At 53.3% G+C, this 22,295-nt stretch carries 14 protein-coding genes; 2 read left to right on the top strand and 12 right to left on the bottom strand.

Features of this window, described 5'->3' with window-relative positions; translation table 11 throughout:
* Nucleotides 1-32 precede the first annotated feature (32 nt).
* The 10 genes from B1748_RS19295 to B1748_RS19340 form a co-directional block, all read right to left on the bottom strand.
* Nucleotides 33-1,361, bottom strand: a complete 1,329-nt coding sequence (locus B1748_RS19295; protein WP_179215677.1) for an FAD-dependent oxidoreductase — start codon at nucleotides 1,359-1,361, stop codon at nucleotides 33-35.
* Entirely contained in the window at nucleotides 1,354-3,420 is a 2,067-nt protein-coding gene (locus B1748_RS19300; RefSeq protein WP_087569574.1) for an MGH1-like glycoside hydrolase domain-containing protein, read from the bottom strand. The genes B1748_RS19295 and B1748_RS19300 overlap by 8 nt, the downstream gene beginning before the upstream one ends.
* Nucleotides 3,421-3,440: 20 nt before the next feature.
* Nucleotides 3,441-4,964: an extracellular solute-binding protein gene (locus B1748_RS19305; RefSeq protein ID WP_087569575.1), complete on the bottom strand. Its 1,524-nt coding sequence runs from the start codon at nucleotides 4,962-4,964 to the stop codon at nucleotides 3,441-3,443.
* A gap of 76 nt (nucleotides 4,965-5,040) precedes the next feature.
* A complete protein-coding gene (locus B1748_RS19310) occupies nucleotides 5,041-5,907 on the bottom strand; it encodes a carbohydrate ABC transporter permease (protein ID WP_087569576.1) in 867 nt (288 codons plus the stop codon).
* Between the two features lie 2 nt (nucleotides 5,908-5,909).
* Nucleotides 5,910-6,869, bottom strand: coding sequence for an ABC transporter permease (locus B1748_RS19315; RefSeq protein WP_087569577.1), 960 nt, complete (start codon nucleotides 6,867-6,869; stop codon nucleotides 5,910-5,912).
* A 233-nt stretch (nucleotides 6,870-7,102) separates the two neighbouring features.
* Nucleotides 7,103-9,379, bottom strand: coding sequence for a helix-turn-helix domain-containing protein (locus B1748_RS19320; protein WP_179215678.1), 2,277 nt, complete (start codon nucleotides 9,377-9,379; stop codon nucleotides 7,103-7,105).
* 162 nt (nucleotides 9,380-9,541) lie between these two features.
* The gene (locus B1748_RS19325) at nucleotides 9,542-11,023 is read right to left on the bottom strand and encodes a hypothetical protein (protein WP_087569579.1); all 1,482 of its coding nucleotides are present in this window, start codon (nucleotides 11,021-11,023) and stop codon (nucleotides 9,542-9,544) included.
* 179 nt (nucleotides 11,024-11,202) lie between these two features.
* Nucleotides 11,203-11,550 (bottom strand): DUF4870 domain-containing protein, encoded by a 348-nt coding sequence (locus B1748_RS19330; RefSeq protein ID WP_087569580.1) that lies wholly within the window; start codon nucleotides 11,548-11,550, stop codon nucleotides 11,203-11,205.
* A 34-nt stretch (nucleotides 11,551-11,584) separates the two neighbouring features.
* Nucleotides 11,585-12,085: a hypothetical protein gene (locus B1748_RS19335; protein WP_087569581.1), complete on the bottom strand. Its 501-nt coding sequence runs from the start codon at nucleotides 12,083-12,085 to the stop codon at nucleotides 11,585-11,587.
* Nucleotides 12,086-12,122: 37 nt separating this feature from the next.
* Entirely contained in the window at nucleotides 12,123-13,340 is a 1,218-nt protein-coding gene (locus B1748_RS19340) for a stalk domain-containing protein (RefSeq protein WP_179215679.1), read from the bottom strand.
* A gap of 230 nt (nucleotides 13,341-13,570) precedes the next feature.
* Here B1748_RS19340 and B1748_RS19345 point away from each other — a divergent pair, with 230 nt between their 5' ends.
* Both B1748_RS19345 and B1748_RS19350 read left to right on the top strand, forming a co-directional pair.
* Nucleotides 13,571-13,924, top strand: coding sequence for a zinc ribbon domain-containing protein (locus tag B1748_RS19345; protein WP_087569583.1), 354 nt, complete (start codon nucleotides 13,571-13,573; stop codon nucleotides 13,922-13,924).
* The gene (locus B1748_RS19350) at nucleotides 13,921-20,052 is read left to right on the top strand and encodes a vWA domain-containing protein (protein ID WP_087569584.1); all 6,132 of its coding nucleotides are present in this window, start codon (nucleotides 13,921-13,923) and stop codon (nucleotides 20,050-20,052) included. Before B1748_RS19345 ends, B1748_RS19350 begins: the two co-directional genes overlap by 4 nt.
* A 486-nt stretch (nucleotides 20,053-20,538) precedes the next feature.
* Here B1748_RS19350 and B1748_RS19355 read toward each other — a convergent pair whose 3' ends face one another.
* Together B1748_RS19355 and B1748_RS19360 are read right to left on the bottom strand one after the other, a co-directional pair.
* Complete coding sequence (locus B1748_RS19355) at nucleotides 20,539-21,324, bottom strand: ABC transporter ATP-binding protein (protein ID WP_087569585.1); 786 nt, start codon at nucleotides 21,322-21,324, stop codon at nucleotides 20,539-20,541.
* A complete protein-coding gene (locus B1748_RS19360) occupies nucleotides 21,314-22,288 on the bottom strand; it encodes a FecCD family ABC transporter permease (protein WP_087569586.1) in 975 nt (324 codons plus the stop codon). The genes B1748_RS19355 and B1748_RS19360 overlap by 11 nt, the downstream gene beginning before the upstream one ends.
* Nucleotides 22,289-22,295 lie beyond the last annotated feature (7 nt).

Here is a 22,295-nt window from a genome sequence, read left to right on the forward strand (position 1 = left end):
CCCCTCCAGCCCCTTCTATCATTCCGCCTAAACTAACTTGATGACGCAGTCGGCAGCGATACCCGCTCCACCGAACCTTCCACAAATTGACCCCTCATTTGAAGAATAAACCGGATATGGGCAGGCTTGACCTGCCTTACATCCGTCAGCCCTTGAAATGCGCACAGGGCCGCTGCCGTTCCGGCAGCTTCGCCAATGGCGCTGACCGAGGCCATAATCCGGTAAGAACTGTGCGCTTCATGCGTCCCGCTGATGCATCTGGAGCTTAGCAGCAGATTGCCAGCCCCTTTCGGAATCAAGGAACGGTACGGGATATGATAATATCCCGGCTCCGGAATACGCTCAAGCCGCGTCGTACCGCCTTCAGGATCATGAATATCAAGAGAATAAGCGCAGGCCGCAACCATATCTTCGAAGTGCCGGGTGCCGAGACAATCCTCCGCTGTAAGCTCATACTCGCCAACAATGCGCCGCCCCTCCCGAATGCCGAGCTTGGGAGCGATATAGTCCAGCCTCGCATGTTGAAATGCCGGATGCTGGCGAATAGCCGCAAACAGCTCCTCCGCTTGTTTGCTTCCTTCCTTTATGCCGCGCTCGACGGTCTCCGGCTTGGTAGGGTCCACCTCCAATACCGAGGTAGAGTTGAACAAGAGCGCCTCTCCATCCGGGTAAGGGAAACAAGTTACGCCGGTTCGCGGATTGTTGGTGCCCCCGGCCTCCTTCAACTTCTGATAATAAGGCAGAAGCTCCCGTCTTAACGAATGGATCGCGGACCATAACCGAATATCGGGCTGCTGGAGCAGCGACCGATCGAAGCCGCTCACCTTGAACGTCGCCGTAGCCGACTGGAGCTTGCCGTCGCTCTCCCGGCCCAGATGGTAGGATAAGCCCGCAAGAGCCGACAAATTGCCGTCTGCGGTAGCATCAAGATAGACCGGGGCGGATACGATGCCCGAATGTTTGCCGCTGATATGCAGCTGAGCAATCCGGTTATCCCGCATGTCGGCTTGGACAACCGCGCTCCCCGTCCATATCGTCAGAAGGGGCTCTGCGCCAAGCAGCTTGTTATAGTTTGCCTTTAACTGCTGCTCGTCATAGGTTGGCACGACTTGTTCGCTGTAATGGGTGTAGGCGGCGGGAAATAGTTCCCGGTGAATGCCGCTGTTAATCGGACGGCCGCCGCGATCGCGAAACTCGCAAATAAGCGAAACGCTGGAGAAGACGCCGGTGCCTCCGACTTCATCCGCCTGCTCGATTAGCAGCACTCGCTGCTGCAGCCTTGCCGCGGCAAGAGCGGCGCTTATGCCGCCAACGCCCGCGCCGGCTATGATAATATCAAACTTGCAAATTTCTTTATTCATTAGCCGCTCCCCTATCTTCCAAGCCGCTTGCCAATACACGGCGAGGCGTTCCCTCATAGATCACAATGCCATTGCGGGAAATTCGGCAGTAGCCGGGACGCATGACAATATCAAAGTTATCATTGCGGAAGATGAAGCCGCTGACTTGCACATCCCCGTCCTCGGGCGGTCTTGGATAAATCCACAGACTGCCGTCAAGCTGCGGTTCGATCCCCGCCATGCCGAACAGGAGCGCCTCCGCCCCGGACAATCCGGCGACCACATTGGCCCGCTTGTGGGCAGGAATGGCCGGCCGATCGCAATAATGCTCTTGCGGATAATAAGGCAAATGCCGGCCCATCCAGAAATGCCGCTTCAACACATCCCACGCCGCTTTATCCTTGCCTTGTTCCCAAAGCGTAAGCGCCAACATGGGACCGTCTCCCGTATAGGAGCCGCCGCCCGACCAATCCGGATCATTTTGCTCGTAATGAAGCTCATCCTCTGCGGAAACGCTGCTTACCCCATAGGCGCCAAGAAACGCTCCCTCCCTTACCTGCTCAAACATACGATCCGCCATAACCTCCGTACATGCCCCGAAGCGCAGCGCATCGAAATATTGGATGGAATAGATAAACTCCTCATGCCCATCAGGGTATACGGCCTTGAACCACCCTTTCTCCTCATCCCAAAGATGGCGACGAATGGACCGACGAATCGTCTCCGCCTTGGCTCGCCACTGCTCCGTCGTTTCCCGCTCCTCCCCCAGCTGCTCCGCGAGCTGGGCCAGTCTGTCATAGCTCCATGCGCGCTCGGCATTGGGACTGGCAACAATGTGTTCGTAGCCGGCGCCCCGCATTTCCAGAAGATTATGCTGAAAGCCGTAATCCAGCAAATCGTTTGTCTGGGGAAGTCTTTGATCGTCTTGCAGCATTAATTGACGCATGACGGGGAACAACTTCCGGCCTCCCTCGCCATATAGAAGAAGGGCGCTCCATGCAAAATGAATAAAGGACCAAAGACTGTAGGAGTAAGCGACATTGGCTCCCTTGCCGCTAGGCGCAAAACGGGAATGGCGGTCAACGCCGCTGTCGGCCATCAACCCGGCCAGCTCCAGGCTTTTTTCCTCGCCCAATAACAGTCCCATTGTTTTGGCCGCGTATCCCCCCACATCCCATGGATAACAGCAAATGCCGGCTCCCTCGATTCCGGACACGACCGGGAAAGGCTGCATGGCAAATTCCGGGTTGTCCCAAAGACAGATCAGACCGCTCATGATGGAACGCCGGTAATATTCCTCGAGCCCGGGGATGTCGGATTGCAAGACCGGCAGCCGACGACCGGCCTCGGACAACCGGTTCTCCCATACTCGCCGGGTCTGATCCTCCAGCGTTGCCAGCGCGGCTCCCGGAAGGAAAGGGATTCCGGCTGCGGTCATGGCGACGCAGAAGCGTATCGTCCACGACTCCCCCTCCGCCAGCACCGTCTCTAATTGACCTTCGCTCGTTAGGGTGACCCTTACCTGACCGTTCTCCCAAGTATGAGCCGGATGATCGCGCTTGGTTGCCTGCTCCGCTGCCGCTTCGGGCCAGCCATAGTCCCATTCATCGTAGTTGGCATAGATCGGCCGACCTGGCGATACCTCCGGCGCAATGCCAAGCGTTAGGGTTCTTCCGCTGCGGTTGCGAACCGTCACCTTTAGTACAAAACCATGGCTGCCTGCAAGCGGCACCAGTTCGCTGTCCACTCCCAGAGAAAGCAGCTTGTCCGCGACAAAGTGATGATAAGTGCCCCGTCGGAAAATACGGTCCGGCTGCCAAATCTCCTCCGCATACAACAGGCCGCAGTCCCCCTTGCCCAAATGGCCATTGTCCGCAATATCATGCCCATCCGCTCTCAGCCCTACGGACAGTTGAAGGTCCTTCGCCGCATAGGGCGGCGCGTAACATCCGCGCACGCCCATTACCGTTCTCCGCTCGGGGGCTGTCGTACTGTAGCCGCTGCCTACCCAGATATGTTCCTTGGGGGCCAGGCTTTTGCGTATATCAAAAGCAAATTGCTGTAAAGTGTCCATTGCCATCGCGCTAAACTCCCTCAACGTTATTTCTTGGCCTGATTGGCGTAAAGCTCCGTGTAGTCCGCAATAATTTGATCGCCGCCCTGAGCTCTCCACTTCTCTACTTCTTTGTTGAAGCCGTCCTCATCCAATGTGCCGATAATGAACTTAATGCGAGCATCCGTAATAATTTTGTTCAACTCTGTTCCTTTTTCCACGGCAGTCTGGGAAATGAGCGGCTCCACCGGATTCGACACGATGATGGATTCATTATCCTGCATCATCTGGCGGAACTTGTTATCCGCCTCGCCTTTGCCCTTCCAGATCATCAACGCTCCGTCATAAGACGGCAGTTGCTTTAAAGGCGATACTTCGTTGGAATAGGCCGTCTGGTCGGTGATGGACGGCTCTCCGGAAGAGTCCTTCGCGTGATGGCTTCCTTCGATCCCCCAAGTCCACGTGTACATCATTTCTTCATCCACGATTTTGTCAAAGAATCCAAGAAGCTTCTTCAGCTCTTCCTCTGTTTTGACCGTTGCTTTGGGAAACACGAACATGCCGTTATAACCCGTTGTAGCAAATACCCGCTCGCCCTCCGGCCCCTCGATCCGGCTGATAATATCCAGCTTGGCATCCGGATTCGCCTTCTTAAGCTCATTGCCGCCAGTGATCAGGAAATCAAGCGTTGTAAAGATAACGCCAGCTTTGCCTTGGAAAAATTGCTCCTGCTGCTTGCTTGTTTTCGTAGCCGGGAAATCCTGATTAATCAGCTTTTCATCATACAATCTCTTGTAAAATTTCATAGCTTCCATATTTTCGGGCGTCATAAACTGCGGTACAGCCTTGCCGTCTTGGATTTCCCACTGATTTGGCGCTCCAAAGAAAGCCGCGATCGTCTGGAAGCCGGTTAACCCGACTGCCGATGCGCCGTTGCTGGAATCTTCCGCTTCCACAAGACCGAAAGTATCCTTATTTCCCGTCTTTGCCGGATCGTTAAGCGTAAACGCCTTAATTACGTTATATAAGTCGTCGATCGTTTTGGGCTGTTCAAGCCCGAGATTTTCCAGCCAGTCCTGGCGAATGACAACGCCTTGACGCGCCAGCGCTCTTGCACGGTACAAACCGTAAACTTTGCCGTCCACGGAAATATTGTTTAATACCGTTTCGTTTCCGTTATATTTGCTCAGATTCGGGTAGTCCTTTAGATAAGGTCCGATTTCCCAAAACATGCCGGAACGTTGGGCGTTAATAATCGACGACGATTTCGTATCCTGAATCATGAGTACTTGAGGCAGATCATTAGAAGCGATGGATACATTCACCTTGTCGTTGTAAGCAGAGGCAGGTATCCAGGTTGCGTCTATCTTGGTATTGGTATATTCCTCGATTTTTTTAATAATCGGATTATTTTCGCCCGGCGGCTCCGGCGAGGTGTATTGGTTCATCATTGTAAAAGTGAACCTGCCGTCGCTTCCTTCCTCCTTCTTGCCTTGTCCGCATGCTGCCAAGCTTGTTGCCACGATTGCAGCCAGCCCGACAAAAGCCAGCTTGCGCGGTAATCCCAACATGTCTTCGTCCCCCTTGATTAGATGAGTTCATTGTATCAAAAGACGGGCAAGCCCATCCTTTAACCCGTAGAGGTGCTTATCCTTTTACCGAGCCAAGCAACACCCCCTTGGCAAAATGTTTTTGCAGGAAAGGATAGAAGGCCAAAATCGGAACAGTCGAGAATACAATGACGGCCATATTAATAATTTTGGAAGGCGGAGGCGGCGCCTCGCTCATATCCGATAATCCTTTTTCCGTCAAAATGACAATCTGCCTCAGCAGCACCTGGATGGGCCACTTGCGGGAATCGTTAATATACAAAATGGCGTTAAGAAAAGTATTCCAATGGTTGACGGCGTAAAACAACGCGAAAGTGGCAATGGCCGGCATCGACAACGGAAGCACGATACGCAGCAGAATGCCGAGATCATTGCAGCCGTCAATCTTGGCCGATTCCTCCAGACCGTCCGGAAGCTGCTGAAAAAAGTTTTTGATAATAATCAGATTAAATGCGCTGATCGCGCTCGGAATAATTAAAGCCCAATACGTATTGGTGAGATGCAGCCCTTTGACAATCAAAAAGGTAGGGACAATTCCGGCGCTAAAAACCATCGTAAAGGTGACCAGCAGCAGGATCAGCCGACGACCGTACAACTCCTTCCGCGCCAGCGGATAGGCCATAAGCACAGTCATGAGCAAATTTACCAGCGTGCCAACAACGGTAACACCGATAGTGACCCACAAGCTGTGGAGCAGGATTGGCGTCGACAATATATAACGATAGCCCGCCAGCGAGAACTTCGTTGGGAATAACATAAAACTTTTGGCCAGCACTTCCTGCTCTGTCGCAAATGAAATCAACACGATATAGATAAAGGGAATAACCATAACCGCCGCCACCAGGATCAACACGGTGCCGTTGGCAATGCCGAACAGGCGATTCCCCAAACTGCGTTCATGCATGACTAGTACACTCCTTCCTCGCCGAATTTTTTAACCACCCAGTTGGCGGTAATGATCAGCACGAATCCGACAATCGATTTAAACAAGCCGACGGCCGTGCTAAAGCTGAACTGTCCTTGCGTAATCCCGGCGGTATAGACATAAGTGTCAAATACTTCTCCGACTTCCCGATTGATCGAGTTAAGCATCAGGAAGATTTGCTCAAAGCCTGTGTCCAGGAACGTTCCTAGTCGTAAAATAAATAGGATGGTAATCGTCGAGCGGATGGCGGGAAGCGTAATATGCCACAGTTGGCGCATGCGGCCTGCTCCATCTATCCTTGCCGCTTCATACAGCTGAGGGTCTACGCCGGATAGGGCAGCCAGAAAAATAATCGTTCCCCATCCGGTTTCTTTCCATATCACCTCCAGCGTAATCATCGGGCGGAACCACTCCGTACTAATCAAATAGTTGATTTTCTCCCCGCCCAAGGCGGCGATAGCCTCGTTGACCAAACCGCCGTCCAGGGTGAAGAAGGTGTAAGCAATCCCGACTACGACGACCCAGGAAACAAAATGCGGGACGTAAATCAACGTTTGAACCACTCGCTTAAAGGCTTCGCGCCGAACCTCGTTAAGCATAAGAGCCAGAACGATCGGCGCCGGGAAAAAGAATAAAATATTGTAACAGGCCAGTATAAGCGTGTTTCGCAAAAGCATCCAGAACACGGGATCGTGAAACAAGCGGTCAAAGTGCTTCAGTCCTACCCACTCGCTTCCGAAGAACCCCAGGTATGGCTGATAATTTTTAAACGCCAGCAGCAACCCCCACATGGGCGCATACTTAAAGAGGACAAAATAAATGACACCGGGAATAAGCATCAGGTATAACCATTTGTCCCGCAATAACCGGCGGCCGACCCGATGCCGCTTGGGCATAATGGCAGGCGCCGCAAGGGCCGGCTCGCTTTCGATTTGATTCATCTCCTAACTCCACCTTTGCTCGAACGTTTCGTCTTGTGCTGCGTGCTTTAACCTTAAACGGCGAGGAGATGAGCGTCTATAATCGGGGTATAATCATCGGAACGCGTAGTGATAGCGGCGCTTCTAATAATCATTAGAACTTGGATTGTAATCATCTTAATGAACCTAAAAACAAAAAAGACGCAGCTGCACGCGCTGCGTCTGGTTTTTGGGGTCATGGGATTTCAAAATATTTATTGCCCGACATGCTGTTGGCGATATTGTCCCGGGGTCATGTTCTCCATCTTCCGGAAAAATCGGATAAAGTTTTGCGGGTTTGTATACGTAAGCCGTTCGGCAATGTCGCCGATCTTCATATCCGTCTCGATCAACCACTTCTTGGCCATCTGCAGCCGGTATTGCTGCAAGCATTCGCTAAAGCTGATTCCGGTTTCCCTGCTAAATAGCGGGCCCAAATGATTGGGATGGTAGTTCAATTTCGCCGCGCAGGCTTCAAGCGTAAGCTCGGTCTCGAAACCCTGGTCAATCATTTGCAAAACTTGATCGGAAATTTGTTTGGCATGCGATTTGCGCTGTTGCTCGATCTTGTTCATTAAAGGGACGATCACGGTATCATAAAACCAGGTCCGGATGGTCTCCTGCGATTGAAGCTCCAATATCTGGTGAAACAGCCCCTGATCCGACGAAAACACGGACCCATCCGGCGATTCATGCAGCATGGAGTTTGACTGCATCAATTCCATCAGCATCGTGTATAGCCGGATTAATGACATCTGATACTGGCGCCAATCCGCCTGCTCCCCGAATATCAAGGCCATACATTGATCCAGCAGTTCCTTGCTTCTGGTCCAATCTGCCAGCTTTACCGCATCGCAAAGCTCCTTGGCGACCCGATGGGGAAAAACGCCTGCTATGCTATCGCCTGGTCTCACATCATCAATAAACAAGATGGATCCGGGGCCGCTCCGAATTCGGTAACGAAGCGCCTCAAGCGCTTCCTCGCAAGAGGCCGGAGCATCGATCAACCGATGACGAGGCCGACTAATGCCGATACTAATCGGCAAGCTCAAATATTGGCCGACGGCCTTTTGAACGAGCTCTACCCTATCAAACAGCCAAGACTTGTACTCCGTCTCCTCCCGCTTCTCGCTCCCCCCAACCAATGTGATTAAAGACTGTTCCGTAAATACCGGATCCAGCCGTTCATGAGCAGGAATCAACTCCGCTGCAATATTGGCGATAGCGAACAACAGCAAGTCCCGATCTTCTTCCCGGTAGTTCGAATGGTCCAAAGAATCGATCTGGATGGCGAGCACGGCATGCCATTGCCAATCGTCCGGATAGCCATACTCCTTCAGCTTGGCAGGCAGCTGCGAGTTCTTCTCCTCGCCCCTGATGAGCTTAAGCACGAAAAACGGCCTCATCTCTCTGATCTTGCCCGCCACTTGGGCGGACAGCTTGTCTTCCTTCTGCAGCATGGATTGCAGTCGCGCCCCTATTAAAGCGAATTCATCCTTCGTCTCCACAGTCTGAGGGTCGTCCGGCTTCGCCGCAATGGCGGATACGAGCTGGCGAATTGGCTGATAAAACGAACGGGAGCCGAACAGAGCCAGACCGCATGTCGACAAGAGCATTAACAAACAGGCAGCCAGCGTTACCCACCCAATGGATCGCGAGTCTTTGGTCATATCCTTAATGGAGATGGCCGACACGTAAGTCCACCGATTGTAGCTGGATTGCCTTGCAATGATACTGGTTTCGTCTCCATCCAGGGATACGTCGAATTGAGTCGTCGATTCTTTGTTCCGTTTGAGTTCGGGAATCAACGGATCGAGGCTGAGTTGCCCCCTCGCGGCCCCACCTTCTGAAAGCAGCTCATAGCCGTTATCCAGCACCAGCACGGTTCCGCTCTGGTTCCCCTCCTTCAGCAAGCGAGACAGCTCCGACTCCGCAATCGTAACTATTGCAAGTCCGTTAGCCTTAAGCGAATTTAGCGGGATTTTTTTGACCAGGCTGATACTGGGCGAACGATCGTCTTTGTTCGTTACCCATGCAGAAAATGAAGGCAGCTGTTCATACCGAAGCAGTTGATCCAAATTTTTGAGATCATCGAATGTAAAGATATTGTTATTGTCGATTCCCCACTGCCCGTTTAAATTTACAATCGTCATATTGCTGATCGTCAATTCGAAGGTTTGGCTGCGTACCATACTCTGGTACATTTCGTTGTAAATTTGATAATGCTCCGCCGCATAAGGCAATGACATGGCATTAACCACTAAAGGCGAACTAATATATTGGGTAACCGAATGGTCGATCGTCTTCAGTATTTGTTCTACCCTGAGCTGCGTTTGCTGCAGCGCATCCATGCTTCGTTCATTCACCTTGTCCTGCACGATGGAGGAGGACATATAATAAGAAGCGATTCCCACTACAATAACGGGAATGGATCCAATAAGCAGGCAAAATAAGAGTAAACGGATAAAATATTTGCCGGAACGATTTTTCATAGCATCTCCTTTGACAGCCATCTTGCTTTATGTTTATCCATTATAGGAAACGCTGTGGGAGGAGTCCATAATCAAGCTATAATCATTATAAAGGATGATGAGAAAACTAAATATATAATCACCCGTTTCTCCGCAAACATCTCGGCACTCTAACCGCCCCGGTCAATTCGATACGTTAAATAAATAATCCGTCCATCCAGCCCAGCTAGAGGGATCCTGGACTGGCGCCCCACCGACGGTGAACAACATTCCTTGTACGGGAAGCTGATCGTTCGCAACGGGGTGAATCCCTGCCTCGTCGACCTTGAATTTGACAGCATCTTTGATGGCGTATTGGACGGGTCGATCATCCAGCAGCTTCAGCATGACGTATGCATCATCTCCCGACGGTCGCCAATCCAGCATTCGCAGCTTCTCGAACCGCTCGAAGAACAAGGCTGCATACATCCCTTCGTTGTACTGCAGCCAAGTATCCGAGGAGCCTCGCGGAGAATACTTAATCCGTTCCCCCTCTCCGTCGTATGCAACCTCGGAGAAAACAAACTCGTCGTTTACCCGATCTACTAAACGAAATTCCGCCTTCAGCACATCGCCTTCTCTCGTGCGCACGAGCTCAAAGGAAGAAATTTTGGCCTGATCCGTAACAGAAGTTTCCGCAAGCACCGATCTCCAGATGCCTTCCATGCCAAGCGCTTCATAAGGTATCGCCTCCATTCGCACATCGCGCTCTCGCCATCCAACCTCCTCCGAAATCGCAGGCCATAAGAGTCCCGTTGCATAGATGGTTAGTCCCAGCAGCGCCGCGTTCCGCTTTATTCTGGCATTCGGCACAGACTTCCGGAAGAACAGCAGATACACGAGAAAGCCCAGCGGAAGCTTAATAGTGTTGATAGAAAAGGTAAAGCAGCCAAGCAAGGTATAACCGGCCAGATTCCAGCCGAGCCCCCTTTCCTCTTCCTCTCGGCGCCGGTAGAGCAAGAACAGAACGATCAGGACGGCAATTCCCGAGAACGGCAGCCAAGCAGACGCCATCAGCCCGCTGTCATGCTGTCTGTAGCCGTATAAGTTATGGCCGGCATATGAAATCGTTACGCCTTCTTTTAATACGTCTTCATTCGCGATATCGAAGGAAACTCCCGCCATATTGCTTGGACCTTCACTCGAACCATAACCCCCTATCAACAGATCGCGTCCCGAGTTATCCGTCACCTGCCAGCGTTCTACCGCCCCGGAGGTTGTGAATGAACCGTTATCCAGAATCAGCGAAGTCGTCAAGTAGCGACCTGCTCTGAGGCTCATGGAAGGGATAGCGTTCAATTGCACATAAATATCGTTATTTTGCTTCGTTACGGATTCCAGCAAAATCGTCGTATTAAACTTCTTCTCTAGTACGAGGTTCAGCATATTCTCCTCGCCGACGCGCTCCGGAATCCATTCTGGCTTCAGCAGGAAAGTTGTCGATATCCCTTCCTTAATGAGGGTCGTATCATACCCTTGGCGAGACATGACCCGCTCATAGATCGCATCCGATCGATTGCTATACAGCCATAGCGTCGCGATTGCGCCCACCGCCAGCAAAGCTGCGATCAGTAGTCTCCAATTTATCTTTCTATAAACTTCCGCTTGCCCAACCTTAGTCGTCATCCTCTTCACCGCCTTCGGGATCGATGTTCACATCCAACATGCCGTTGCTTTATTCCTCAACACTTCTACGCTTCCATTCCTTAGGAGGTTGCGAATCCCTTTTTATCACATAAAAAAAGAAACCCTTACATCTTTTTAAGATGCAGGGTTTCTTTGGCAATCGGATGGGTTATCCATGCTCACGACTTGAGTATACGGAACCCGCCTAGAATCGGAATCGGCTTGCAGGCTCCTCCGGCCGCGTTTACAATCCCCATAATGGCCAGAATGAACAACGCGAGGTTGCCCAGCGGACCGATCAGCAGCCAACCGACAATCGGGATCAGCGAGCTGACGATATTGACGGCAACCAGGGACAAAAACAAGATAAGCCCTTGATTGGCATGGTACATGGCGAATTTCGACTCTTTGGCGGCCAGCAACGGGACAAAAAAGAGGATGTATGCCAAAATGGCCATCACTTTGTTATTGGATACATCGGATGCGTCAACCTGCTCGGCATTCGTAGAATTTCCGCTCACTTTCATCTTCCTTTCCTTCAATTCGAATAAATGACGACTATCATTGTTCGGTTTCCGGATGATTGGAATACACCAATGCCCCGGTAACCGTCTTGTTGTCCTCCAGATCACGCTGCAACGTAAAGATGAATCGCTCAGTTCCCTTTTGTGACGAATAATGAATGGAATTATCGTCTCCCATTCGACTAACCTCCGAATAGCCGGCTTGTTGCGTATAGTCAACATACAGAGCGACCGCTTCGTCGTACGGCATCTCCGTTTCGATCGTCACCGTGATGGAATCGCTGGCGCTGATCGACGAAGTGACTTCGATTTCATCCGGCAGCGGTACGTCGGAAGGGAAGCCCTCCGGTATGTCCGCTTTACTGGACAGCGTAACATCCTTGCCTTCCCCGGTCGTAATCGTCACTTCTCCCTCCTCCGCTTCCTGGATGGCCTGCTCGATGTTCGAGCATCCCATCGCGAAGACCAAGGCCATCGCCGTCGCTGCCAGCCCTGCCCTTTTCCATGTCGTTGTTGCCAATTTCGATTTCTTCTTCATTGCCTCATTCTCCCTTTGTCATAATCGGAACCCGCCATTACCAGGTCCATTCTTCTTCCTCTTCGTCTTCGTCGCCCCAAGTCCACTCGCCGGGTTCTTCAACCGGCGGTTTGACGACATTAAGCTTTAATTCCAGCTCCATAAAATGTATTTTGCTCGTGATGCTTCTGAAGCCGGCCACAATGGATTCCGCAAAGGGCAAATCCTCGCCCCTCGTTACGATTCTGACGAGCATTTGCTGCGGTTCCTCGCCAGGCGGCGCATAGACGGCGCTGACGCGGTATTGGCCGATCGGCACGTTGTGCACGCCGTAACCATTGTTGTTTCTGCTTCCCTTGCTAACCAATTTGGGTCCGCCGACGGTTCCATCCATCATCGTCCCCACGGGCTCCAGCGTTATCGTCACGTCGTCCCGATCGGGCGGTTCGGCAATGGGGTTGAGCGGATGGATCAAATCCATCATATAGAACAGCACTTCCCCGCTTCCGCCCGTGCCGGTAGAACTGTTAAGTTTGACGGTGAAATTGCGGATCGCGCCCGTATTGCCGGCGAACGGGCTGTTATCGTCCGCCGTCAGCTCGACGCTGTGCTCGACCCCCTCATAGACGGTTTTGAAATCGGCATATGCCATGTAAGTCGTGGCCGCCTTCGGCAACGCAATTCTGTAGCGCCCGTTGTCATCCGTCTTGGCCTGCAGGTTGCTGTCATACAATAGCTGGTTGTCGATCGTAATCCATGCTCCTTTAATGGGAGTGCCCTCAGAATTAACAACCCTTCCCTTTACCATATAGGGCTCGAGGACCGTGTCTTCCTTGGTAATTTCGATGATTGACGTGCCCGACGCATTGTTGTAAGAAACGAAATAGCCGCTGGTCTCCGATACGAACCGTAACGGAATCATCGTGCTCCCGTTAATAATTTGCGCCGGTACGGCGAGCTTGACGCCTTGACCGTTCACCTTTGCCGATTGGCTTCCCATCGTCAGCTCGATTTTTATCCCTGATTTCGTCCCCGATGCCGTTTTCTCTTCTGCGTGCCACTCCACTTTGTAGCCAAGCGTCTCGAACGTCTTGCGGAAAGGCACCAGCGTCGTTCCGTTCCGGATCAGCGGCTGCTGGCCTTCGAACTGCAGAAGCTTGCCTTCGACATAGATCTTTATTTCGCCGGCTTTGGCCGTTGCGGACGTCGCCATGCCGGCCAAGAGCACGAGCAAGCAGGACAGCCAGATCATCACCTTCGTTGTTTTTCTCTCCACTTTACCAACTCCTTTTCGCCTGATCGACTTCATCGTATACCGCCTCATCCCGTCAGACCAGTTACACGTTGTCACAACCATTGTCATGTCTTCGCCATAATGCGGGTCTTCTGCCCCAGTCGTCATCCTTAAAGCCCGGACAACTGACAAAAACGATGACAACATGTAACTAGGGGCAGCATCGCCATTCTTTTACAATTAGTAACAAGAACTCGAATGGAGGAATGGATATGAGCTTTATGGACAAAGTGAAATCCGGATTTACCGAAGCAGGCAGCAAGGCAAAAATCGTTGTGGAAATCAATAAGCTCAAATTGCAGAACAACAATAAGCAGAAGGAGATCGAGCAGCACTACCAGAACATCGGACGCATGTACTATTTGCAAGCGGTCGGCAGACTTGCGGATGACTCGGGCGCGGATCCTGCCGGCATGGTTGAAAACATCGCGCGGCTGGAGGCCGAAATCGAAGAAAATAACAAAGAAATCAAGACGCTGGCAAACGAAAAGGACTGCGTATGCGGTAAGCCCGCACCGCTGGACGCCCGCTTCTGCCCCTCCTGCGGACATACCTTTGAATCATGAAAAGCTGGATCGAAAGCAAAAGAAACAAGACCATCCTGCTTCTGTTGATCGCCTCCCTCGTGACGGTTGGCGCCGCAGCCCTATTTATAAAGAATCAGGCGGGCTCCAAGGAAAGCCCTATAGTCTCGCTGAACTCTCACGTGCCGAGCGGACGAGATAAAGCGGAGCCGGCTGCGCCCACACGAACCCGGTATCCCGTCGGCGACTGGAGCATCGCGATTCCTTATTTAAACCCGTTCGGCTCTCCGTCCAACTATCAATCTACCGAGCATACTCCCAATCAATTTCAGGAGTTGAAGTATATCAATGAGCGGCAGATGGAGACCTTCCGCATGACGGCGGGAGAGCTCTGGCAGCTGAATGTGCAATGGAAGGACGATAGCGGCGATCCTTGGGAGGACTTGCGGCTGTATATTAACGAGCTTGGCGGTCGCGCCTACATGGGATCCGCGGAAGACACTCTCGTGGTTACGGCGGATGATGCCGAAGGGATCACATGGTGGGGCATTGCCTCCAAAGGCGGCGACGGCTACCAATTAAAGGTGTTCAAGGAGCTTCGCCTGAGGCACGGTTTGCCCGCCGAATTCAAGACATCGGATTATCCCGGCGGCGAAATCTATTTCATGACGAATAACGAGAACCACAAGTATCAAAGCTTAAGGGCCGACCTTAACGATGGCGGAGTCCGCCTCCATGCCAGAGGTTTCTACTCGCAAGGGAAGAATCGGCGGGATCTCTCTTACAACCAAGAGCTCAACGCCTTCAAAAGCACGCATTATACGCTTAACGATATTCCGCAGGATCCATCCGCGCCTTTGTTCTGGAAGGTTACCTGGAGCCCGGATTCGGATCCGCGCGAGCTTGTTCTCTCGGTAGACGAGACCGAGGACATCACTCCGTTCCGGGACGGCGAACGGCTGGGATCGCTTAAGATAACAGGGGGAATGACCGGTCATCTAAAGGTAGAGGCGCCTCCGGGGGTCGTCATGAGCCATCCGGAGCTTCATCTCCATGGCGACCGTACGCCGGAAGGCGATACGCTCTTCTGGCTTCCTCCCGGCTACTGGAACGTCACCCTCGAGCAGGAGACCGGACCGCCCGTGCATACAAGGCTTGTGCCTGTCAGCGCGGGCGAGATGACGGTGCTGGATATGAAGCCGCTCATTCGCAACGCCTACCGAAACGACGGTATCGGGAAATCCGATGGCGCGGAAAGCGGATTGCAGATTGAAGAAGCCGTGGAACAAGGCGAGCAAGCCCGCATTACGTTTATGCTGCTCGACTCCGAGCAACCCGGATTTGCGCCGAACCCTTCCGACATCGAAATATTGGAGGGCGGCCGGCCTGGCAAGCTGCTGGAGCTCAGCCGGATGAAGACGCCTCCGAGCGTCGTGCTGGCGCTGGATTCCTCCGGCTCCATGGCAAAGTCGATGAGCCAGGTGCTGGCATCCGCCCGCTCCTTTATCGAAGGGCTGCCGGAGGATGCGCATGTTCAAGTGATTGATTTTGACACGCAGGTTCGGGTAATCCAAGGCACAAGCAAGAAGGAAGCGCTGGCGGGACTGTATTCGGTCAAGGCGCAAGGAAATACCAGGCTGTATGATTCCGTCATTGAGGCGTTAGGCCAGTTGAAGGATAAGACGAGACCGTCCCTGGTCTTGTTTACGGACGGCGTGGATAGCAATGCCGAAAAGGCTGGAACGGGCAGCACCTCTAGCAGAAGCGAGGTTGAGCAGGCTGCGCGCGATGCGGGAGTGCCGGTCTATGCCATCGGCTTCGGTCCGGACCATGACAATGCCACGCTGCTGGAGCTCGCGGCCATGTCTGGAGGCACGTATTACTCCGCGCAGGACGCAACCGCGCTGGACCACGTGTTCGGCGCGGTTAACGAGCGGCTCGGCAACCGCTTCGAAGTCGTCTACGAACGGCCCAAGGAGCAAGCCGCCTCCGACGTTCCCGTTATCGCGATGACCCTTGACGTCAGCGGCTCCATGGATGCCGATCCCGCTTCGGGGAACGGCGCATACCGCATCGATAAAGTGAAGCATCTGTTCCACGACTTTATTGCGGAGCTGCCCGAACGCAGCCTGATGCAGCTGCTCAGCTTCTCGTCCGAGCTGCGGTTCGATCAAGGCTTCACCTCCCGCAAGGCCGAGCTGCTGCAGGCGCTTGGCAATTTAAAGGCCGTTGGCGGTACGGACATCCTGAATTCCGTCTTTGCGACCTATCAGTCGCTTAAAAGCATTCCTTCGGAGAAACGTGTTATCGTCTACGTTACGGACGCCGCACTAGCTGTCGATGAGGAGCAAAAAAGCTTCTTTGAAACAACGCTTGCGGCGATCAAAGAGGAGGGCATCGGGGTGCTGTGGGTAGGGCTGGGCACAGAGGATAGCGAAGATGCCTTTAAATGGGCCGCCGAGAAATCCGGAGGCCAATACGTCATTTCCGAGGACCCGGCAGTATTGACGAAAGCCATCCAAGAGGCGCTTGCGCAAGTGCAGAAGCGGACGCAGGGGCAAATTCCGCTTACCCTCGCGGTTAAAAGCGGGAACACTGACGGCTCCGCACGGCTATATACGGACGACAAGCTGGTGGATTTCCCCATGCTGCGGGATGCCGGCAACAAGGTGGAATTCCAAACCATCGGTCTCGAGACGGGCCTCCCCGTCGCGCAATATGGGCAAGCTGCTGCTTCGCTTGTCTATGGACGCGATTTGCCGGGCGAGGACGTGCAGATCCGCAAGCGGATCTCGCTTAACGCCCAGAGTAAGAATAAGGCTGTGGAGTGGAAGGCCAGCGAGCTCTACTTGCTCAATAAGCTCAAGGGCGTCTCCGCTCCCCAGGGCCGTGCCTTCGCGGCGATCGAGATGGAGCTGACGGGCGTGCATAAAGGCGGAGCCGCCTATCAAATACCGGACTTCGCTTCGCATTTCTTTATGCGGATCAACGACTCGGGTTCCTATCCGGCTTCGACGGCCACCTGGCTGACGGAGCAGCCGCTGTCCCCGCCGGGAGACGGCAGCATAACCGTCAAGGCCGGCGAAGCCGTTAAGGGATTGCTCGTATTCCTCGTACCGGACGAGGAGATGGAACGGGCCTCCCTCCATTATTACGACACCGGCTATGGGCATATTTCGCTCGCCTTGATCGGCGAGCTTCCGAAGGAGGACCCCGAAGCCTGGGACAGCATGCCCAAGAGCGCAATCGGCAAGCTGTCGGATACGTTTCAACTGTCCTTACGATCCGTAGGCGAATCGAGCCGGATCGGCAATGTGGCCATAACGCGAGACACCAGCATGTTTAAGCTCGTCGAAACCGAGCTGCAATCGCTTGTCAATGCCGATCTGAAGCTGGATCCGCGGCAACGCTTTTATTGGCGCGCCGCCACCGCCGACGGTCCCTTCCTTCTGCCGGTCCATACGGCGACGGCTCTTTTGCCCCATGGCTTGCTGCGGCCCGCGACCTTCGCTCCCGGCTCCGCGAACACAGCCGTGCTGGCTTTCCAGACGCCCAATGCGCTGGACACGATGCCATCGGACTTGTATGTCGACCTCTTCGGCGGCGCAACAGTGCTTCCGATTAGCTCGGGAACAACGGAGAACACGCATGCGGAGAGGAAAATCGATGCCGGGGGCAAAGGCGTATCGCTGACCGTCAATGCACTGTCCCGGGTGCAAGGGCTGGAGTCCGGCAACGGCAACTATGTCGTAGCCGACGTGACGCTGACCGATGAAAGCGACGGCTTCGGATCAACCGGCTTCCGCGAGACGTTTAAGCTTGTCCCCGTTCAAATCCCTCGGGATAGCGATGTGCCGGAGCTCGCTCCGGATCCGCTCACCGACGGCCTGCTGCTGGGCATGGATGCCGATTGGTCCGTATTCGACGGGGCTGAGCGGCGCGGACTGCTCCTGTTCTCCCTCCCTCATAACGGGAAGGATTTGAAGTGGAGCCTGCAATCCGATCTGTTCCCCGGCTTGAACATGGAAGTCGGCGACGATGTCTATAAGGAGGAAGGCCTGCTCGTCGTTCGGATCGAGCCGGAGCTCGAAGATACGTTCGATTTGCAGCTATCCGCGGCGCTTGCCGAGGTTCTCAGCCGTCATCGGGCACGGGAGGCGGCAGGTCAAGGGGATGGCAAGGCGCGGACCGTCGACTTTAATGAAAAAGAAGGGCGCAGAGAAGCCGTCCCGGCTCCTATGCCTGCCGTGCACGGCTTGATGGCAATCGAATCCGTGAGGCAATGGGCCGATCTCGAGCAGCTTATGAGCAGTTTGCGATGGCTGCCCTCAAGCGATCCCCATGGCGTCTACCGCCACTCTCCGGAAGCTGTCATCGCTCAAGGTTGGGGGACGAAGGGCGATCTGGCCGGCTTGGCGGGCGGATTGCTTTCGCAGCTTGGCTACAGCCCCTCGCTTGGCATGGTCCAGCTGACGGAACGCGGCAGGGAGGCGCTTCGAGAGCTGGGTTCCGTAGATGCGGCAGCTTTGAAATATTTGCCCGCATGGACGTATCAGGACGAGCAAGGAGCGAACAAAATTTTTGTCGTTCCGTTCATGAAGGAGCTGTCGGAGCTCGGCGGTTTGGCCTTCTTCCCCGGCGGCCAGGAGCAACGGGGGATGACGTCCGCACAAGCAACGATCAGCGTTTACTTCCAGGTGGAGGCGAAAGCCGACTCGGGATTAGGCGCAATTGCCGGAGATATCGGTGGCGCGCTTGGAGGAGGCAGCGGCGACGGGGGACCCGACATCCAGGATTTTCGCGTCCTGCAGAATTCGCTTGATCTGGATGCATTGGGGCAGGAAGCGTTGGATATCCGCGCAGGAGGAGCCTCCGGCAATTATACGGCCGTGCTTGAGAACGGGACGATGCAAATCGTCGGTAATCGCATGATAGACGCAGAGGAAAATAAAATCGTCGGCGTTCGTATCGAAGTTCAACTGCCGCAGAAGAAGCTGATGCATGAAACAAAGCTGCGTGATGGCGAAGAAATTACCGATGTGTTCCATACGGTCGCCGTTAATCTTCCGGATTTGTCCGCCGAAGCGGCCGCTACGCTGCAGAAAGCCGCCGACCGCGCTTATAGCGCGGTCAAGAAGCCGGATGATCATTCTGCCCTTTCCTGGTATACCCGCAACATCCTCTATCGGTTTATCGCGAACCAGACTGCGTTCGAATCCGAACTCGCGGAGATGCTGGACGTAACCGCGGGACGGGTGGGAAAGGAGCGGGTCATCTTCGTTACGGTCAGGAACGATGGACCGGGATCAACCTTAAGAACGAGCGTCGATCTGCAGCAATCCGCCAATCGGATTCACCGGGGATCGGAGGAAGCGTCGCGCGCCTTCCATCTCATGAGCGGCCTGTTCGCGTCTCGGCTCGAAGGCGCCGTCCTGCCTGGCAATGGCGCCGACCTTATGGATATATGGATGGAAAGTCCTGAAGATACGCGACTGCTTCTTAGTCTCGTCAACACAAGAAAAGAAGATCTGAGACGGATGGAAGAGCAAGGTTATCCCGAAACGCTGATCGAGCGGGCCAGAACCTCCACCGCGGCCATGCTGATTCCGAATGCGCCGACGGTTATGAACGGGGAACGACGCTGGGCCTGGCTGGAGATCGATCCCGCGACTTACGAGACGATATCCGTCACGGATACGGGCGAACACGGAAGCTTCGCGGAATTTCTGATCTCGATGGAGCCCGTATCGCCGACTGGCGACGACTACCTCGCCTTTATGGCAGGCTCTTTTATCGGCGTCAGCACCTCCGTCTGGAGCATCGGTTCATTTGCGCTAATGCTGGATGACTACGAAGACATCATTAAAGCGGCCAAAGCCTACACATACGGACTGGGCGAAGTGCTGAGCGGCATGATGGACAACAAGGACTTGCCGAAGCTGGAATACAGTGTCAGCCCGATTAAGCTGAAACTCATAGACAAGGAATTCGATTATTTGGCCAAACGCTTCGAGGAAGTCAAGATAGGCAAGAAAGGCGGACTCGGCGGAGATGTCGTTGGATTCGCCCTCGGCTTCAAGAGCGGCGCCGCCTATTACTTCAAACAAGCCGAAGCGGCGATCAAGAAGCCTGTCGTAAAGAATGGGCCTCCAAGCGGGGGTGGACGCTAGGTGACTCACAAACCAAACGTCCAGCCACTCAGTCACTCACTTTCTAATGGACATAAAGAGGCTATCGATTCATTGTGAGTAACGGAGCTGAAACGTTCTGCTTTCGCTAACGGACCTCAGAACCTCTATTTGCGGCATTTTCGCGATATTAAAAATCTAACGGACTCAGATGACGCTATTTGGTGCATTTCCGCCCATTCTATGCGGTTTTGACGTAAGTTAGGTCATCTGTGTCCGTTACAATTTGAACAGGCCCCATTTTTGCGAAATAGCGACTGTGGTGTCCGTTACGATCAGCCTTTACTTCACTGCGCTGCCGCCCACATTGAATCGATAGCCGCCTGGTGTCTGTTAGATTTTTTAACCTGTTGTTCACAAGCCCGAGCGACAGATCTCCCCTTGGACAATGCAATGCCAAGCGCAACAGGGCCGAGCAAAAGTGAATTCACTTTTGCTCGGCCCTATCAGTAAAGCCATATATAACGATTAACCTAGCGGCGTTGTCGAGGCAACCGGAATAACATAAAACCCGGCCTCGGCATCCTCGCGAATGACAGCCTGAACATCATAGACCCGCAGCATCAATTCACGGGTCATAATTTGCTTCGGCTCGCCTTCAGCCACGATTTGACCTTCCTTCATCACCTTTAACTCGTCGCTGTATCGCACCGCTTGATTGACATCATGAAGCACCATCACGATCGTTAAGTCCAATTGTTCGTTAAGGCTGCGAACCAGCTCCAACAGCTCGATCTGATAATAAACATCCAAATAAGTCGTCGGCTCATCAAGAAACAATAGATTTGTTTTTTGGGCAAGCGCCATTGCAATCCATGCACGCTGCTTTTGTCCGCCGGACAGTTCAATCAGTTTTTTCGACTTTAATGAAGTCAATCCCGTACATGTCATCGCCCATTCGACCGCTTCGGCATCTTCCTTGTTGTCAAACGAGAACATATGGCGATAAGGCAGACGTCCAAACTCCACCAATTTCTCTACCGTCAAATCAAACGGCGCTTCATTCTGTTGATGGACAACCGCTAATTGCCGAGCCAATTCCTTTTGCGAAAACTGCTGCAAATCACGACCGTTTACGATCACTTGACCCGCCGTTGGCGCCAAATTTTTGGCCAGAAGACTAAGCAGCGTCGATTTCCCGCTGCCATTGGGTCCAAGAATCGTCGTTACTTTCCCTGCAGATATCGATGTAGAGAGGCTGCGTATAATCGCTCCGCTATTTTTATAATGAAATTGAAGCTGCTTAATGTCCATGGACGCGATCCCCCTTTAACAGCATAAAAATCAAGAACGGACCGCCGATCATCATCATAATGACCGAAGCAGGAATTTCAATGGGAGCAATAAGAGTGCGTCCCGCCGTATCCGCAAATAAAATAAGCAAGGCCCCTCCAACCGCGCTAAACGGAATTAATAGTTTATGATCGGAGCCTACGAATTGCCTGGCTATATGGGGGACAAGCAAGCCTACGAATACAATCAGCCCGCCAACGGCTGTAGCCGCAGATGCAAGCATGACAGCAACCAAAGAGATGACGATTCGGGCGCGCATAACATTCAAACCTAAATTGCTTGCCGTACGATCCTGAAGAGCAAGCATATTGCACCACGTCGATAAAAAGAAGGATAAAATCAGAGTGATTCCGCCATAAAGCAAGATCATTTCGACGTCCTGCCAGGTTTTCATATGGAAGGTGGAGCTTGTGATCCGACTCGTCGCGCTTGATCCGCCAAACGACCCGAGAACATGGTTAAAGCCGGTAAACGCAGCATTAATGGCTACGCCGACCAAGATAAGCCGCAAAGGCTGCAGTCCTGATTTCCATGAAAATAGATAAACCAAAAAGCAGGCAAGCAAACCTCCCATAACGGCAAACAACGGAATATAAAAAAATAATGCGGGAAAAACCGCCGTTACGAGCAAGCCGGCAAAGCCGGCTCCCGCCGAAATGCCAATGACTCCGGCATCCGCGAGCGGGTTGCGCATGACGGATTGCAGCAGAACACCGGATACGGCCAAGGCTGCCCCGCATAACATCGCAACAAAAACACGAGGCAGCCTAAGGTCGCGGATCACGTCAACCTGCGGATTGTTGCCCCATAATAAACCAGATACAAGCTCGCCTAAACCCACCTTGATACTGCCCGCCATCATCGAATACAGCGCCATAGCAACAAGCAGGCAAAGGGCTGCCAATAAGGATACCCACTTTTTCATGACAGTC

This window comes from Paenibacillus sp. MY03, assembly GCF_002165585.1.
Taxonomy (GTDB): Bacteria; Bacillota; Bacilli; order Paenibacillales; family Paenibacillaceae; genus Pristimantibacillus; species Pristimantibacillus agaridevorans.